This window comes from Mesorhizobium sp. M7D.F.Ca.US.004.03.1.1 (assembly GCF_003998635.1).
GTDB lineage: Bacteria > Pseudomonadota > Alphaproteobacteria > Rhizobiales > Rhizobiaceae > Mesorhizobium > Mesorhizobium loti.
The window spans coordinates 1-1,773 of sequence record NZ_RZQG01001098.1 but is presented as its reverse complement, the minus strand read 5'-3'; the positions used below and the strand labels follow the sequence as shown (position 1 = coordinate 1,773).

Sequence of the window (1,773 nt, the reverse complement as noted above, 5' to 3'; positions counted from 1 at the left end):
CCGATCTTCCGGCCGCACAACACGGCGCTCGTCGCCGCCACCGCCAGGCAAATTGAAAAGGCACTCGCCGAACAACAGCAGGAGCAGCGCACGCGTCTGCTCGAAGCCTTCATTTCCTCGGCACCCAGCTACCGCCGGAAAGACGGGTTGGTGATCGTCGATCATCGTGGCCGCGCGATCTTCTGCAACAATGTACCCAATGGCGACACGACCGAGATGATGGACGGCCCGATGGAACCAGGGCGTGGTCGCTGGCTGATGAACCTGCCGGCCTCCGGCTCCGACACCGATCTCGCCAACGCACTGCCGGCGCATCTGCGATCCTGCCATGTCACGCCGCTGAAGCTTGATGGCGATCTTCGTGGCGCGGCTCTGGTGTTTCCCTCGGTGCCGGCCGTCTCGAGCATGACGGTGATCCGCCGGGAGGAGAACAAGCACCTGCGGACAGCCGCGGCGATGATCGTCGGCGAAAGCGAAAAATTGCTGGCTGCCGTCGATGTCGCCTCCCGGGTGGCCGGGTCGAAGGGTGTCACCTCGTTGCTAATAGAAGGCGAAACGGGTGTCGGAAAAGAGTTGTTTGCACGGCTTGTCCATGCCGGCAGCCGGCGCATCGAAAACGATCCGTTCATCGCCATGAACTGCGGTGCAATCACCAAGGAACTGTTCGGCAGCGAATTGTTTGGCCATGTCGCCGGCGCCTTCACCGGCGCTTCGCGTGACGGCAAGCCGGGCATCTTCGAACTCGCCAATGGCGGCGTGCTCAGCCTAGACGAAATCGGCGAGTTGCCGCTCGAAATCCAGCCCTTCCTGTTGCGTGTCCTCGAGGAGCGCGTGGTCCACCGCATCGGCGACTCCAGAGGTCGGCCGGTGGACGTGCGGCTGGTCGCCTCGACCAATCGCGACCTCAAGCAGGAAGTCGCGGCCGGGCGCTTCCGCAGCGATCTCTACTACCGCATCGGCGCGGTCTCGATTCATGTCCCGGCTTTGCGCGATCGCGGCGACGACGTGTTGTTGCTGATCGAGCATTTCAATCGTCAGATCGCGAAGTTGGCAGGCAATGATCCGCTGGAGTTTTCAAACGACGCGCTCGATGCGCTGCTTGCCTATCGCTGGCCAGGAAATGTGCGTGAACTGAAGAACCTGGTCGAGCGCCTGCACATACTGACGCGCGGCAACACGATCGAACTGCAGGATCTTCCTGGCGAAATCAACGCGGGCAATCGCAACACCTTGGCCATGCATGGCGACCATCCCACAGCCATGCTCGAAGCGCCCGTATGTACATTCGAGGATGCGGAACGCCAGGCGATCAAGAATGCGCTTGCCGCGGAGGGCGGCAATCTCAGCAAGGTTGCGCTCAGACTCGGCATTTCGCGGCCGACGCTTTATCGCAAGCTCGGCCAATACGGCATCCGGCGCGGTTTCATCTGACACGCGGCACAAAAGAAACCCATGGCATTTGAGCCATGGGTTGGGGAGTTGTGGCCGATAAGATCAGTCTGCTGGCCGGCTTCCACGCGCAATCCGGCCGGATGCCTCAGGGCACGATGACGCCACGCCCGGTGAACCGACGGTTCTTGAAATCGTCGAGGGCGGTGTTGATGCTGGCGAGATTATATTCGGTGTAATGCATCTTCACCTTGCCGTCGGCGTTGAGCTCCATCAGTTCGACAAGCTCGGTGAAATTGCCTACCAGGCTGCCGCCGATGTTGATCTCCTCGATGACGAGATGTGCGGTCGGCACGTTTATGTTGCCGCCATAGCCGACGACGA

The 1,773-nt window shown here is 61.2% G+C and carries 1 protein-coding gene and 1 pseudogene; one reads left to right on the top strand and one right to left on the bottom strand.

Annotated elements, in window-relative coordinates; translation table 11 throughout:
* On the top strand, positions 1-1,431 hold a 1,431-nt coding region (locus tag EN935_RS34305), incomplete at its 5' end, for a sigma 54-interacting transcriptional regulator (RefSeq protein WP_127374143.1).
* 106 nt (positions 1,432-1,537) lie between these two features.
* Here the strand turns inward: EN935_RS34305 and EN935_RS34300 are convergent.
* Positions 1,538-1,773: pseudogene (locus EN935_RS34300) on the bottom strand (NAD(P)-dependent alcohol dehydrogenase); the annotation flags it as partial.